Raw genomic sequence first — 287 nt, 5'->3', positions numbered from 1 at the left:
CGCCGAGGCCGTGCTGCGCGCGATGCAGGCGGTCGACGTGATGGAGTTCAGCGATCGCCGCGTCACCGAGTTGTCCGGCGGCGAGCGCAGCCGCGTGGCGCTGGCGCGCGCGCTGGCGGTGGAGGCTCCGATCATCCTGGCCGACGAGCCGACCGCCTCGCTCGATCCGCGGCACCAGATCGACGTCATGACGAATCTGCGCGCGACCGCGGACAAGGGCGTGCTGGTGATCGTGGTGACGCACGATCTCGGGCTTGCTGCGCGGTTTGCCGACCATGCGCTGGTGC

General features: G+C 71.1%; 1 protein-coding gene. It reads left to right on the top strand.

Going from position 1 to position 287, the window contains the following annotated elements; genetic code table 11:
• The coding region (locus QSV46_RS39440; protein WP_314964054.1) for an ATP-binding cassette domain-containing protein at positions 1-287 on the top strand (287 nt) is incomplete at both ends.

Source organism: Bradyrhizobium cosmicum (assembly GCF_032290525.1).
In the GTDB taxonomy this organism is placed as follows: Bacteria; Pseudomonadota; Alphaproteobacteria; order Rhizobiales; family Xanthobacteraceae; genus Bradyrhizobium; species Bradyrhizobium cosmicum_A.
Note: the sequence above shows the minus strand (reverse complement) of the source record. Positions and strands in the feature narration are given on the sequence as shown.